Source organism: Winogradskya consettensis (assembly GCF_018332715.1).
Classification (GTDB): Bacteria; Actinomycetota; Actinomycetes; order Mycobacteriales; family Micromonosporaceae; genus Actinoplanes; species Actinoplanes consettensis.
The window spans coordinates 99,279-111,045 of the sequence record NZ_BOQP01000021.1 but is presented as its reverse complement, the minus strand read 5'-3'; the positions used below and the strand labels follow the sequence as shown (position 1 = coordinate 111,045).

Sequence of the window (11,767 nt, the reverse complement as noted above, 5' to 3'; positions counted from 1 at the left end):
AAGCGCCGCCGGACCGCAATGGTCCGACGGCGCTGAACTCAGGTGATCGCGCCGACGGTACGCTCGGCGCGTGAACCGCGGCGAGATCTGGACCATCGGCAGCCGCACCGACCTGCGCTACCGGGTGATCGTGCTCTCCGCCGACAGCTACAACGAGCGTTCGAACGCGTCGCCGTTCTGTGCCCCGATCGTGCGCCAGCGCGGCGTGACGGAGCTCCCGCCGTATGCGGTGGCCCTCACGGAGCAGGATCCGATCACCGGGGTGGTGGTGATCAACCGCATGCGCCGGCTGCCGGCGTCGATCGGTGCGGAGCGCATCGGCATGGTGACGGGGGCGAGCATGTCCCGCCTCACCGAGGCCGTGCGCAACCTGTTCGAGCTGGGTGACTGATTACGCGGCCGTGCTGCAGAGCCGCTCGTAGCCGCCGTTGAAGAACAGCAGCGGCTCGCGTCCCTCGACGGCGTCGAGCTCCACGACCCGCCCAATGGTCAGGTAGTGGTCGCCGGTCTCGAGCTCCTGGTCGAGGCGGCAGTCGATCGAGGCGAGGGCCCCTTCGAGCAGCGGGCTGCCGGTCACGCCGGTCGTCCAGCTGACGCCCTTCCACTTGTCCGTGCCGGTCCGGGAGAACTGCTCGCAGAGCGCCTGCTGCGACGCCTCCAGGATGTTCACGCAGAACGAGCCGGACTGCCGGATCAGCGGGTAGGACGCGGAGCGCCGCGACGGCGAGAACGCGACCAGCGGCGGGTCCAGCGACAGGCTGAAGAACGACTGGCAGGTCATGCCGACCGGGACGCCGTCCACCATCGCGGTGATGACCGTGACACCGGAGGCGAAACCGCCCAGGACCCGGCGGAACTCACGGCTGGGGATGGGGATCTCAGCCATGGCGGGACTCCGAGAACGAGGAGGAGAGGGCGGCGCGCAGCGCGGGGGCGGCGTCCGCGCCCCAGGCGGCGGCGATCGAGGTCAGCTCGTCCATCTTCGGCATGGTCATGTAGAGCCCCCGGGTCGGGACGCTGGCGCCCAGCTCGACGAGCAGCGGCCGCAGGTAGGCCTCCACGGCGAGGGCGTGCAGGCTCGCCGCGCCGGTCATCACCGGGATCGCGACGACGCCGGCCAGGCCGTTGTTGCCGTAGCGGTCCAGGAACGCCTTGAGCATGCCGGTGTAGGTGGCCTTGTAGGTGGGGGAGGCCACGATCAGGATGTCGCTCGCCGCGACCTCCGCGTTCAGCGCCGTGAGCTCCGGGTCCTCCCACGCGAACAGCTTCTCCGCGTGATCGGCGAGGTCGATGACGACCCGCTCGGTCTCGATGCCGTGCCACAGGCTGGTCACGGCGTCCGCGACGGCCTCGGCGGTCTGCAGGGTGCGCGACTTCGGGTTGGGGTTGCCCACCACGATGGCGATCTTCATGAGAGATGGTTCCTTATGTGTGCTGAAGGCTGAGCTAGATCAGGGTCACGAGTTTGCCGTCGGCGAAGAGCCAGATCTCGATGCCGAGATCGCGGGCCGCCTTGGTGCTCCACCCGGCGGGGGTGAACACCTGTGCGGCGGTCTCGCTGACGCAGAGCACGATGCGGCTCTCCGGGAACAGCGCGGTGCGCAGCCAGGTCAGTTTGAACATGTCGGCCATGACCTTGTTGCGCAGCTGCGAGGTGAACTTGCCCTGGTTGCCGATGATCTGGATGAGGATCGAGCAGCTGTCGTCGGCGCCCTCGATCTCGAGCCAGGTGCCGTCACCCAGGTCGATGGAGCGGGGCCGCAGCTCCGTCCCGAAGGTCTCGCTGAGCGCCAGCAGCATGCCGCGCTCGACGCTGTCCGGGCCGAAGCGCCGCCAGCCCTTCTCGTTCGTGGTGGGGTCGGCATCCTCCAGCATGCCTCCCAGCCTACGACGTGTCAGGACAGAAGTGATCATCGCGGCTCCCCGTCGCCGAGCCCGGCGAGCAGTTCCCGGCCCCGGCGTTCGTCGGCCTGCATCTGGGTGATCAGGGCATCGATCGAGTCGAACTTGATCTGCCCCCGGATCAGAGTGACGATGCGCACCTGCGCGTGCCGGCTGTACATGTCCTCGTCGACGTCCAGGACGTACGCCTCGGCGGTGCGGCGGTCCCCGTCGAACGTCGGGTTGGTGCCGACCGACAGCAGCGCCGCCCGGTCCGGCCCGCCGTCGAGCGCGAACCAGGCGAGGTAGACGCCGTCCGCGGGGATCGACGCCTCGTCCTCGACGCCGATGTTGGCCGTGGGGAAGCCGAGGTCCCGGCCCCGCCCGGCACCCGTGACAACAGGACCCTTGATCGTCATGAAACAGCTCCCGCCAGGACAGGCGCCTGCCGCCGGGGCAGGGCCGCGATGAGGCCACCTACTGCTAGGAATACGAGCACGGCGAGGACCGCGCACGCCGCGGTGTCACCGGCCAGATCGGCGACCGCGAAGACCGAGACCGGCCCGATCGCGGCGCCGAGATCACCGGCGGTGCGGGTGAGACCGACGATGCCACCCGCGGCCTCCGCCGGGTACGCATCCCCGGTGATCACCCCCGGCAGGATGCCGACGACCCCGGTGCCGACCGAGTACACGACGATCGCCGCCGCGAACCCGACCGGGACGTGCATCAGGGGCAGCAGGAACAGCCCCGTGGCGGCGGCGATCCCGCCCGGCACCAGCAGCCTGGCCCGGGCGCCCCCGTCGACCCAGCGGCCGACCAGCGGCATCGCCGCGAGGCTGACCAGCGTCCCGGCGGCGGTGGCCAGGCCCAGGGTGAACGGGGTCAGCCCGCCGGTGCCGTACGCGATGACCGGCACCAGCCCCTGCTCCCCGGCGAACCGGGCGAAGAACGTCGCGAACGACAACCCGCAGAGCGCCACCAGCAGCCACGTACGCCCGGTGCCGCGCCACAGCGATACCTTCGGTGCCCCGGCGACCGGCGGCGCTGCCGGTGCCGGAGTGGTCCAGTACTGCGTGGCCGGCCGGGCGGCGTCCCAGAGCAGGCACGCCAGCACCGGCAGCGCCGCGATCGCGAACGTCCAGGACGGCCCCGCGAACCCGACGACAGCCCCGCCGAGCACCGACCCGATCGCGCCGGCGCTCATCTGCACCACGGTCGCGGTCGCCATGACGGCACCGCGGCGCCCCGGCGGCGAGCCCGCCACCAGCACCGCGAAGCCGATCGTGACGGCCGCCCCACCGAGGATCCCGGCGATCAGCCGCAGCCCGATCAGGGTTCCGGCCGAATGTGCCAGCCCGGTGCAGGCAGTCACGGCGGCCAATGCGATCATTACCGTGCGGAGGTACGGCCGCGCGGCGATCCGGCGCAGGGCGAGCCCGGCCGGGACGTTGGCGACGACCCGACCCACCCCGAACGCGGTGACCACCGTGCCGAGCAGTCCGGCGGCTATGCCGTACCGGTCCAGGAAGAGCGGCAGCACGGGGACGACCACCCCCCAGGTCATCTGCGCTGTCCCGATCAGGGCGCAGAGCAGCACTGTCTGCTCGGCCGTCGAGGAAACCGGCCGAGTATCGGGTTGAGCCATCAGACCGCGAGGTTCTCGCGCAGAGTCCTACCGGGATACTTCGGCGCGAGCGCCCCACGCCTGCGCAGCTCCGGAACCAGCAGTTCCGCGATGTCGCTGTAGCCGTGCGGCATGGCGAGCGGGCTGGACAGCATGTAGCCGCCCCGCGCACCGGTGGCCGCGAAGTTCTCCTCCAGGTGGTCGGCCAGGGTGCCCGGGTCGCCGCAGAGGGTGTGGTCCATGCCGGTCGCGCTGCGCCAGCCGTGCTCGAAGAACTCGGTCCGGCTCATCTGGTAGTCCTCGCCGTGCTCGGTGATGAGCGTGCCGATGAGACCACCGGGGGAGGCCTGCGCCTCGAGGGCCTGGCGCTTGAGTTCGCCGACGGCGAACGTGGCCGGCAGCTTGGAGAAATCGATGCCGGCGTTGTGCGAGAGGTACGCGCCGACGGCCTCCTCGCTCCAGAAGCTCAGCACCTCCTCGCGCCGCGCCTGCGCCTCCTCCTTGGTCCGCCCCACGATCATCTGCGTGGCCCAGAGGATGCCGACCTTGGCCGGGTCGCGGCCCTGCTCGCCCAGCGCGGTGTCGAGCATCGAGCGGTGCCGCTGCTGCCCGGCGACGCTGCCCCCGAACCCGAAGATCAGGTCGGCGAACCGGGCGGAGGCCGCGATGCCGCGGGGGGAGTTGCCGGCCTGCACGAGCACCGGCGACACCTGCGGGCTGGGTACGCTCGGCAGCGGCCCCTTCACGTCGAAGAACTTCCCGTGGTGGTCGATCGCGTGCACCTTGGCGGGGTCGGCGAACCGGCCCGTCTCCCGGTCCCGCACGATCGCGTCCGGGGCGACCGAGGCCCACAACGCCTGGCAGACGTCGATGAACTCCTCCATGCGCTCGTAGCGCATGCCGTGCTCCATCAGCTTGTCGAAGCCGTAGTTGCCGGCGTCGGCGCTGCGGGTGGAGGCGACCACGTTGAACGCGATCCGCCCGCCGGTGACGTGGTCCAGGGAGTTCAGCAGCCGCGCCACGTAGAACGGGTGCATGAACGTCGAGGAGTACGTCAGGCCGAAGCCGATGTGCTCGGTGGCCGTGGACATGGCCGCGATGATCGGGCTCATGTCGTGGCGGGGCCACTGGATGCCCCACTCCACGGCCGCGTCGATCGAGCCCTGCCACGTGTCCGGGATGCCGGTGCCGTCACCGAAGAACAGCATGTCGATGCCGGCGCGCTCCGCGGTGCGGGCCAGTTCGATGTACATCCGGGCGTCCGGGAAGTCCAGGCCGACCCAGGAGCCCGCGCGGGCCCATTTGCCCTCGGTGTGCGTGAAGGAGAGGTCGAGCGCGATGTGCATCCCACTCATACCGTGACCTCCGTCCTGGCAGCCGAGAACAGTTCCTTGAGTTCGTCCGACGTGGTCAGCACGGCCACGTTGAGGGCGAGCGATTCCAGGGCGGCGTGGTTCACGTCCGCGTCGTACGCGGCGACCGCGTCCTGCGGGATGAGCACCGGGAATTCGAGCTGGAACGCGTCGGTGGCGGTGGCCGCCACACAGCACTCGGTGGTCAGGCCGCAGACCGCGACCCAGCCGATGCCGGCGTCGCGCAGTTTCTCCTCGAGACCCGTGCCGAGGAAGCCGCTGTAGCCACGCTTGACCACGCGCAGCTCGTCGTCCTGGGGTGCCATGCCGTACCACTCGGCGCCGGGGGTGCCGAGCACGCACGGCTCGCCCGGCCCGTACGGTGCGGCGGGGTCACCGCTGCGCAGCCACTGACTGGCCCGCCAGCGGTTGTCCGGCTCGCTGCCGAGCTCCACCCACACCACCGGGACACCGGCGTCGCGGGCGGCACCGACGAGCGCGGCCGTCCGCTCGACCGCACCGGCGACGGCGGGCAGGTCCGGCTGGTAGTCGGCGATCATCTCGGGATCGGCGAACGAGCGCTGCACGTCGACGACCACCAGGGCGGGCCCCGCCGGCAGCGACGCGAGCTGCTGGTCGCGCAGGGCACTCATTCCGCTGCTCGCAGCGCAGGCAGCACGATCTCACCGAACGGCAGCAGATCCGCGTGGTAGTCCGGGAAGATCAGCATCAGCCCGTCCAGCTCCGCCTCGTTCGTGATCTGCTGGATGTGCTCGATCACGGTCTCCGGGCCACCGGTGACGTACGGCGTCTGGAACGCCTCGGTGCCCTTCGCGCCGTCGGCCCAGGCCCGCGCGGTGTCGGCCGGGATGCCCCAGGAGGTACGCATGTTGAACAGCGCCTCCTTGTCGAGACCCTCGGAGTAACGCGCGGCCTTGGCGGCGGCGGCCTCGTCGCTCTCGTCGAGCACGACGGTGAGCATCGAGTACGTCTTGACCGTGCGGCCGAACTCCTCGGCCATGTCGTGCACCGACCGGGAGAACTCGCCCATCTGCTCCAGGTTGTCGGCGCTGAGGAACGCACCGTCCGCGTACTTGGCCTGGAAGCGGCGGCCCGACTCGGACCGCCCGGCGCTGATGATCGACGGGGTGGTGGCCGGGTGCGGGCGGGACTCGCACTCGTCGAGGGTGAAGAAGTCACTCTTGAACGTGACCTTGTCCTCGGTCCACAGGCGCGTTACCGCCTGGGTCCACTCCTCGGTCATCCGGTAGCGCTCGGCGTGCGAGAGACCCGCGTCCCAGAGCCCCATCTGCTCGAACTCCGCGGCGTACGCGCCGTTGACGATGTTCATGCCGGCCCGGCCACCGGAGATGTCCTGCAGCGTGGTGAACATCTTCGCCGCGATCGCGGGGTGGTGCACGTTGGCGTGCATCGTCGCCCAGATCTTGACCTTGGACGTCGCCTCGGCGAGCGCCGACATCAGCGTCATCGACTCGAGGGTCTGCCCCCAGTGGTCGGTGGTGCCGCCGAAGCCCTTCCACTTGGCCATCGACATGATGAAGTCGAGACCGATGGCTTCGGCGTCCACCGCGACCCTGCGGTTGTAGGCGTAGGTCGCCTCGGGGTGTGGTGCCGTCTCGGAGAGCATCCAGCCGCCGTTACCGATCGGCAGGAAGACCCCGTACTCTTTTGCCGACATGGTGTCCGGCTCCTTTCTGGATAGCTCTCCGGCACCCTTACGGGGCCGGCCAGATGAGCTTGTCGCCGTCGTAGATGTTCTTGATGAACTCCGGCGAGAACTCGTCCTCGGCCTCTTCGGGCGTGATCTCGGTCTGCGTGTACTCGTTCAGCATGGTCGCCAGCGACTGCACGTTGCCGGTGTCGATCGTGCCGAGCGGCGTACCGGCCTTGAGACTGTCCTTGACGACCTTGGTCTCGGTGTTCCAGATGCCGACGTTCGCCGCCGCGTCGTACCCGTAGCTCGCCGGGTTGGCCTTGTCGAGGTCCGCCGTGAACTTGACACATTCGGCGGCGTGCTCCGTGCAGTACTCGTACGCGTGCAGTGCCGCGCGGAGCACGTCCTCGGTCGCGGTCGGGTTGGTCTCGGCGAACTCCGGGTTGACCGCCATGGAGCCCAGCGAGCCGGGCACCTGGTAGTCCGACGGGCGCCACACCGTCACGTTCTCACCGGCGGCCTTGAGCGCCACCGGCTCGTTGGAGATGAAGCCGGTCAGCGACTTGACCTCACCCTTGGGCAGCACCGACGGGTCGTAGCCGACCACGGTCTGCTGGATGGTGTCGTACTTCGCGCCGGCCTTCATCAGCATGGCCTGCACGCCGACCGGCATGGCGCCCTTCTGGCCCAGCGTGGTGTCGTCGAGCTGCTTGAGGTCCTTGACGTCCGGCATGGTCATCAGGATCTCGAGGTCGACGTTGGAGTACGACGAGATGCCCTGCACCTCGATGTAGTGCGAATTCGCCGTCAGGATGTCCTGCTGGCTGACCGGGCTGAACGTGACCTGCCCACCGGCGAGCAGCTTGGTGTTCTGGGCAACGTCACCGGTGCCCGCCTGCAGGGTCACGTTCAGGCACAGGTCGTCGAAGAAGCCGAGCTTCTCCGCGGCTGCGTATTCCAGGATCGAAGCCGAAGCCTGCCACTGGTACCCGGACAGGTAGACGATCTCACCGGCTGCCTTGTTCTTCTCGCATCGATCCGCCGAGATCAGCGCCCCGGGGGACTTCTTCGGGGTCGACCCGCCGTCGCCTGACGAGCAGGCGGCGGCGGAGAGGGACAGTACGGCGGTCGCGGCCACGGCCATCGTGGTGCGGATCCGGTTCTTCATCAGCTCGCCTCGGTGTGTTCGGGCCGACATGGTGTCCGGCTCCTTCCTGGATGCGTTACTGGCGCGCCTTATCCGGCGCTGCCCCTTACGGAGCCGGCCAGATCAGCTTGTCGCCGTTGTAGATGTTCTTGACGTACTCTGACGAAAATTCCGCCTGAGCGTCGGTAGATGTGATCTTGGTCCCGGTGTACGTGTTCAGCATTTCCGCGAGGGCCGACACGTTGGCGGTGTCGATGGTGCCCAGCGGGGTGCCCGCCTTGACGCTGTCCCGGATGACCTTGTCCTCGGTCTGCCAGATACCGGTGTTCGACTTCTCGTCGTAGCCGGCGCCGGTCAGGTCGGACGCGGCCTTGACGCACTCGGCGGCGTTGGTCTCGCAGTACTCGAACGCGTGCAGGCCGGCGCGGAGCACGTCCTCCACCGCGGTCGGGTTCTTGGCGGCGAAGTCCGGGTTGACGGCCATGGCGCCCAGCGAGCCGGGGACCTGGTAGTCGTACGGGCGCCACACGGTGACGTCCTTGCCGGCGGCCTTGAGCTGGTTGGGCTCGTTGGAGATGAAGCCGGTCAGCGACTTGACCTGGCCGCGGGTCAGCACGGTCGGGTCGTAGCCGACGACGACCTGCTTGATCGACTTGTAGTCCGCGCCGGCCTTGATCAGCATGGCCTGGACGCCGACGGGCATGGCGCCCTTCTGGCCCAGCGTGGTGCCGTTGAGCTGCTTCAGGTCGGTGATCGCGGGCTCGGTCATGAGGATCTCGAGGCCCACGTTGGAGTACGACGAGATGCCCTGGACCTTGATGCTGTTCGCGTTCGCCGAGAGCACGTCCTGCTGGCTGACCGGGCTGAACGTGACCTTGCCGGAGGCGAGCAGCTTGGTGTTCTGGCTGGTGTCGCCGGTGCCGGGCTGCATCTTGACGTCCAGGCACAGGGACTTGAAGTAGCCGAGCTTGTCCGCGGCGGCGTACTCGAGGATGGAGGCCGAGGCCTGCCACTGGTAGCCGGAGAGGTAGGTGATCTCGCCGGCGGCCTTGTTCTTGGCGCAGCGGTCGGCGGAGATGGCGGTGCCCGCGGACGCGGCCGGGGTGGCCGAGTCGTCGTCGTCCGAGGAACACGCGGCGACGCTGGTGAGCAGCGCAGCCGACGCGGCCACGGCCATGGCCGTACGGAACCGGTATCGCATTTTGTCGAACACTCCTGATGGGGGGTTATCCGGGCAGGGGACATCCGTCGTCCTGGGTGGACGACACGGAGAATGGCGCGGTGACTATCCGCCGTTGCCCTGGCGGGACTCGTGCCAGTGCAGGACGCGACGCTCCAGGGCGGTCACGAGCAGCAGCAGCACGGAGCCCAGCAGGGCGAGGATCGCGATGGACGCGTAGACGGCGGCCAGCCGGTTCATCGAGGATGCCAGGCTGATCGCGGTGCCGAGGCCCGCGGAGGAGCCGGCCGCGGAGAGCTCGGCCACGACCGCACCCACCACGGAGAGCGGGAACACGATCCGCAGCGCCGCGAAGAGATACGGCATCGCCATCGGGATCCGGATGTACCAGAGGGTCTCGAGCCGCGAGGCGTTCACGGTCTGGTAGACCTGCAGGACCGGCTGCGGCACGGCGCGCAGCCCCATCGAGGTGTTGATCAGGATCGGGAAGAAACAGATCAGGCCGGTCACGATCAGCTTGGGTGCGGCGCCGAACCCGAACGCCACCACCAGGGCCGGCGCGATGGCGACCAGCGGCGTGACGTTGAGGATCACCGCCACCGGCATGATCGCGCGCCGGGCGAGGGGGAACTCGCTGGTGATCACGGCCAGGACGAACGCCGCGACCAGGCCGAGCCCGAGGCCCATGAGCGCTTCCTTGAGCGTCACCCAGGCGTTGTTCAGGTAGTAGTCGGCGTCCTCGCGCAGGGTGGCACCGATGTCACCGAGCGGCGGGAGCAGGTAGGGCATCGAGTGCGCGCCCCACGTCCACAGGGTCGCGAGCACCGCGAGCATCAGCACCAGCGGCAGCCACATCCGCGGGTGCAGGAAGCCGAGACCCGGCCGCCACATCGGGCGGCGCACGGGCGGGACGACGATCAGTTCGGGTTCCGGCTCGGTCACGGTCAGGACATCCTCGGCGGCGTTCATGCAGTGCCTACTCGAGGCATGCGCTTCTGGCCCTCGACGGCAAGGCCGTTGGCCACTGCCGGGAGGCGTGTCTCGGTGCAGTCGCTCATGCCGCGTTCGCCTGGAAGGCGCCACGCAGGCGGTCACGCACGAGGTCCTCATAGTGGTGGAACTCCGGCGTTTTCAACAGCTCGGCCCGGCGGGGGCGCGGCAGTCGTACGTCGATGATGTCGGTGATCCGGCCCGGCCGGGGCGCCATCACCACGATCTTGTCGGAAAGGCGTACGGCCTCGCTCACCGAGTGCGTCACGAACAGCACGGTGGCCTTCAGCTCGTCCCAGAGGTCGAGGAGCTGTTCCTGCAGGCTCTCGCGGGTGAACTCGTCGAGGGCGGAGAACGGCTCGTCCATCAGCAGCACGTCGGGGCGCAGCCCGAAGGCGCGCACGATCGCGGTGCGCTGCTGCATGCCGCCGGAGAGCTGGGACGGCAGCTTGTGCATGGCGTCCTGCAGGCCGGCCTTGCGCAGCAGCTCCTCCATCGAGGGGCCGGGGGCCGAGGCCCGCCGCCGGCTCGCGGCGCGGTTGACGCGCAGCGGCAGCGTCACGTTCTTGAGAACCGTGAGCCAGGGCAGCAGGGCGGGTGCCTGGGGGACCAGGCCGAGCATCTTGGCGGCCGCGGCCTCCGCCGGGCGGACCCCGCAGACCCGCACGTCGCCACGGTCGGCCTCCTCGAGACCGGCGACGAGGCGGAGCAGGGTGGACTTGCCGCACCCGCTGGGCCCGATGACGCTGACGAAGCTGCCGGCGGGGACCGAGAGGTCGACGTCGTCCAGGGCGATCAGGTCGGTTCCACCCTTGACGGGGTACACGCGCCGGGCGCCACGCACGCTGATGGACACCGAGCCGCTGGGCACGGTGCCACCGTCGTTAGCTGATGCAGGCAAAGCGGTCTCCAGACAAATCACAATCGTCTATGGAGCCGGAGAGCGTGCGAGGCGAATACGAGGAATGGCGTCGCGAGACTCAAGCTGGGACGAAAGGTAGGGAGGATTTAAGTCGATTCGGAGTAGTTCCGGTTTCCGTATCGTAAATTACACGAGATCGATGACGCTAACCTCCCGGGTCCCCGTAAGAGTGCCGCCCGGAGTGCCCACATAGGTCCCGGAAGTCGGTGCTACGTCTGCGTAATCGCGTCCTATCGCGACGGTGAGATAGCCGTTGCCGGCGCGCCGGCCGTGACACGGGTCGAACGCGAGCGCCGCCGCCTCGCCCCGGCTCGGGACCAGCACCTCGACCCACGCATGGGTGCCACCCTGGCCGATCAGGTGCCCGGAGACGTAACGGGCGGGTATACCGAGGAAACGGCACAGTGCGAGCATTACGTGGGCGGAGTCCTGGCACACGCCGCGCCCGCCCGTGAGCGCTTGCTCTGCCGTAGTTGAGACGCAAGTCACTCCGTACTCATAGGTTAGTGCCGCATGGGTGAGCGCGCAGATACGTTCGGCAATCTCTTCGTTGCCGATCCCGGGCGTGGCGCAACGTGAAGCCAATTCCTGAATGGCCTCGCCGGCTGCCGTGAGCCCGGTCGGGCGCAGCACCCGCGGGTCGTGCAGCGCGGCCGCGGGCAACCGGGGCGGGCCGTCGCCGACAACCCGGTCCAGCGTCGCCGTCAGCCGGAACTCCACCGCCTGCTCGACCCGGGCCGCGGCGACCCGCACCACGGTGTTGCCCGCCGCGTCCACCCGGGACCGCCGCACGTGCTCGGCGCCCAGCACCCGCAGCGTGTGCGAGCGCCGGTAGAGATCGCCGTGACGGCGTCGCGGCACCACCACCAGGCGTTGCGCGAGCGAGGTCACGGGCGCGTCGTAGGCGTACCGGAAACTCTGCTCCACCCGGTATCCGATGCGCGCTGCGCCGTCGAGGTCCATCGGTCAATGATCCGATACGGCTGTTTCAGG

The 11,767-nt window shown here is 69.2% G+C and carries 14 protein-coding genes; 1 reads left to right on the top strand and 13 read right to left on the bottom strand.

What is annotated here, in order from left to right; genetic code table 11:
- Window positions 1-70 precede the first annotated feature (70 nt).
- On the top strand, window positions 71-391 hold the full coding sequence (locus Aco04nite_RS20695; protein WP_203835570.1) for a type II toxin-antitoxin system PemK/MazF family toxin: 321 nt from the start codon (window positions 71-73) through the stop codon (window positions 389-391).
- Here Aco04nite_RS20695 and Aco04nite_RS20690 read toward each other — a convergent pair whose 3' ends face one another.
- The 13 genes from Aco04nite_RS20690 to Aco04nite_RS20630 form a co-directional block, all read right to left on the bottom strand.
- Window positions 392-886, bottom strand: coding sequence for a flavin reductase family protein (locus Aco04nite_RS20690; RefSeq protein WP_212998887.1), 495 nt, complete (start codon window positions 884-886; stop codon window positions 392-394).
- Window positions 879-1,412, bottom strand: a complete 534-nt coding sequence (locus tag Aco04nite_RS20685; RefSeq protein ID WP_212998886.1) for an NADPH-dependent FMN reductase — start codon at window positions 1,410-1,412, stop codon at window positions 879-881. The genes Aco04nite_RS20690 and Aco04nite_RS20685 overlap by 8 nt, the downstream gene beginning before the upstream one ends.
- Before the next feature lie 34 nt (window positions 1,413-1,446).
- The gene (locus Aco04nite_RS20680; protein WP_212998885.1) at window positions 1,447-1,875 is read right to left on the bottom strand and encodes a hypothetical protein; all 429 of its coding nucleotides are present in this window, start codon (window positions 1,873-1,875) and stop codon (window positions 1,447-1,449) included.
- Between the two features lie 35 nt (window positions 1,876-1,910).
- Window positions 1,911-2,300, bottom strand: a complete 390-nt coding sequence (locus Aco04nite_RS20675; protein WP_212998884.1) for a riboflavin kinase — start codon at window positions 2,298-2,300, stop codon at window positions 1,911-1,913.
- The gene (locus tag Aco04nite_RS20670) at window positions 2,297-3,529 is read right to left on the bottom strand and encodes an MFS transporter (protein ID WP_212998883.1); all 1,233 of its coding nucleotides are present in this window, start codon (window positions 3,527-3,529) and stop codon (window positions 2,297-2,299) included. Before Aco04nite_RS20670 ends, Aco04nite_RS20675 begins: the two co-directional genes overlap by 4 nt.
- Window positions 3,529-4,863 carry an NtaA/DmoA family FMN-dependent monooxygenase gene (locus Aco04nite_RS20665; RefSeq protein WP_212998882.1) on the bottom strand — a complete coding sequence of 445 codons (1,335 nt, stop codon included), beginning with the start codon at window positions 4,861-4,863 and terminating at the stop codon, window positions 3,529-3,531. Before Aco04nite_RS20665 ends, Aco04nite_RS20670 begins: the two co-directional genes overlap by 1 nt.
- Entirely contained in the window at window positions 4,860-5,513 is a 654-nt protein-coding gene (locus Aco04nite_RS20660) for a cysteine hydrolase family protein (RefSeq protein ID WP_244876154.1), read from the bottom strand. The genes Aco04nite_RS20665 and Aco04nite_RS20660 overlap by 4 nt, the downstream gene beginning before the upstream one ends.
- Window positions 5,510-6,559 (bottom strand): LLM class flavin-dependent oxidoreductase, encoded by a 1,050-nt coding sequence (locus Aco04nite_RS20655; protein ID WP_212998881.1) that lies wholly within the window; start codon window positions 6,557-6,559, stop codon window positions 5,510-5,512. Before Aco04nite_RS20655 ends, Aco04nite_RS20660 begins: the two co-directional genes overlap by 4 nt.
- A 37-nt stretch (window positions 6,560-6,596) precedes the next feature.
- Window positions 6,597-7,733: an ABC transporter substrate-binding protein gene (locus Aco04nite_RS20650; protein ID WP_244876153.1), complete on the bottom strand. Its 1,137-nt coding sequence runs from the start codon at window positions 7,731-7,733 to the stop codon at window positions 6,597-6,599.
- Between the two features lie 55 nt (window positions 7,734-7,788).
- Window positions 7,789-8,883 carry an ABC transporter substrate-binding protein gene (locus Aco04nite_RS20645; RefSeq protein WP_212998880.1) on the bottom strand — a complete coding sequence of 365 codons (1,095 nt, stop codon included), beginning with the start codon at window positions 8,881-8,883 and terminating at the stop codon, window positions 7,789-7,791.
- Between the two features lie 84 nt (window positions 8,884-8,967).
- Entirely contained in the window at window positions 8,968-9,831 is an 864-nt protein-coding gene (locus Aco04nite_RS20640) for an ABC transporter permease (RefSeq protein ID WP_212998879.1), read from the bottom strand.
- 85 nt (window positions 9,832-9,916) lie between these two features.
- The gene (locus Aco04nite_RS20635) at window positions 9,917-10,723 is read right to left on the bottom strand and encodes an ABC transporter ATP-binding protein (protein WP_212998878.1); all 807 of its coding nucleotides are present in this window, start codon (window positions 10,721-10,723) and stop codon (window positions 9,917-9,919) included.
- A 177-nt stretch (window positions 10,724-10,900) separates the two neighbouring features.
- Window positions 10,901-11,737, bottom strand: coding sequence for a transglutaminase family protein (locus Aco04nite_RS20630; RefSeq protein ID WP_212998877.1), 837 nt, complete (start codon window positions 11,735-11,737; stop codon window positions 10,901-10,903).
- Between the last annotated feature and the right edge of the window lie 30 nt (window positions 11,738-11,767).

Coding starts and splice junctions, on each gene's coding strand:
- Aco04nite_RS20670 (WP_212998883.1), bottom strand. CDS start 3,529: ATGGCTCAACCCGATACTCGGCCGGTTTCCTCGACGGCCGAGCAGACA.
- Aco04nite_RS20655 (WP_212998881.1), bottom strand. CDS start 6,559: ATGTCGGCAAAAGAGTACGGGGTCTTCCTGCCGATCGGTAACGGCGGC.
- Aco04nite_RS20640 (WP_212998879.1), bottom strand. CDS start 9,831: ATGAACGCCGCCGAGGATGTCCTGACCGTGACCGAGCCGGAACCCGAA.
- Aco04nite_RS20645 (WP_212998880.1), bottom strand. CDS start 8,883: ATGCGATACCGGTTCCGTACGGCCATGGCCGTGGCCGCGTCGGCTGCG.
- Aco04nite_RS20680 (WP_212998885.1), bottom strand. CDS start 1,875: ATGCTGGAGGATGCCGACCCCACCACGAACGAGAAGGGCTGGCGGCGC.
- Aco04nite_RS20675 (WP_212998884.1), bottom strand. CDS start 2,300: ATGACGATCAAGGGTCCTGTTGTCACGGGTGCCGGGCGGGGCCGGGAC.
- Aco04nite_RS20685 (WP_212998886.1), bottom strand. CDS start 1,412: ATGAAGATCGCCATCGTGGTGGGCAACCCCAACCCGAAGTCGCGCACC.
- Aco04nite_RS20660 (WP_244876154.1), bottom strand. CDS start 5,513: ATGAGTGCCCTGCGCGACCAGCAGCTCGCGTCGCTGCCGGCGGGGCCC.
- Aco04nite_RS20690 (WP_212998887.1), bottom strand. CDS start 886: ATGGCTGAGATCCCCATCCCCAGCCGTGAGTTCCGCCGGGTCCTGGGC.
- Aco04nite_RS20630 (WP_212998877.1), bottom strand. CDS start 11,737: ATGGACCTCGACGGCGCAGCGCGCATCGGATACCGGGTGGAGCAGAGT.
- Aco04nite_RS20665 (WP_212998882.1), bottom strand. CDS start 4,863: ATGAGTGGGATGCACATCGCGCTCGACCTCTCCTTCACGCACACCGAG.
- Aco04nite_RS20650 (WP_244876153.1), bottom strand. CDS start 7,733: ATGTCGGCCCGAACACACCGAGGCGAGCTGATGAAGAACCGGATCCGC.